Here is a 320-nt window from a genome sequence, read left to right on the forward strand (position 1 = left end):
CAGGCACCGGAGGCGGTGCAGTGCTTGGACATGTTCCACATGATTCAGTGGGCCGGGTCGATGGTCGACAAGGTTCGCCGCCGTACCCTGGCCGCTCACGGTGGCGGCCTGGCGGGTGCGATGTGGGCGGTCCGCAAAAGTCACGCCGAGCAAACCGCAGATCAGCGTGATGTGGTCGAGCAGTTGCGCCGCGACAACAGTGACCTGTTTGAGGCGTACATGCTCAAAGAGCAGCTGCGTGATGCGGTTCGCCGGCCTGGGCGGCGTGGGTTGATCGCGTTGAGTGGCGTACAAGTGTGGGCGCGCGATAGTCCGATACC

Annotated in this window: 1 protein-coding gene; it reads left to right on the plus strand. The window is 64.1% G+C overall.

Features of this window, described 5'->3' with window-relative positions:
- Window positions 1-30: 30 nt before the first annotated feature.
- Window positions 31-320 (plus strand): transposase (locus ACPXB3_RS22590; RefSeq protein ID WP_425729885.1); only part of this gene is annotated, 290 nt, incomplete at its 3' end.

This window comes from Gordonia sp. DT219 (genome assembly GCF_049847065.1).
In the GTDB taxonomy this organism is placed as follows: Bacteria; Actinomycetota; Actinomycetes; order Mycobacteriales; family Mycobacteriaceae; genus Gordonia.